Genomic DNA, 208 nt, shown 5'->3' with positions numbered 1-208 from the left:
GGAGTTGTCCGGATGAGTTTGATGGCGCCATTGTCCCGATCGGCCGTCCGATTGCGAACACGCGGGTGTATCTGCTTGACGGACACGGTGCGCCGGTTCCGTTTGGCGCGGTCGGGGAGCTCTACGTTGGCGGGGCGGGGGTGGCGCGCGGTTATCTGAACCGGCCCGAGCTGACCGCGGAGCGGTTCATCGGCAGTCCCTTTGTCGA

General features: G+C 65.9%; 1 protein-coding gene. It reads left to right on the top strand.

Features of this window, described 5'->3' with window-relative positions:
• Positions 1-208: AMP-binding protein (locus tag AB3X96_RS43075; protein ID WP_368594476.1), on the top strand; the 208-nt coding region annotated here is incomplete at both ends.

This window comes from Paraburkholderia sp. BR13439 (genome assembly GCF_040948805.1).
Lineage (GTDB): Bacteria > Pseudomonadota > Gammaproteobacteria > Burkholderiales > Burkholderiaceae > Paraburkholderia > Paraburkholderia youngii.
This window is presented reverse-complemented; position numbering and strand designations above follow the sequence as displayed.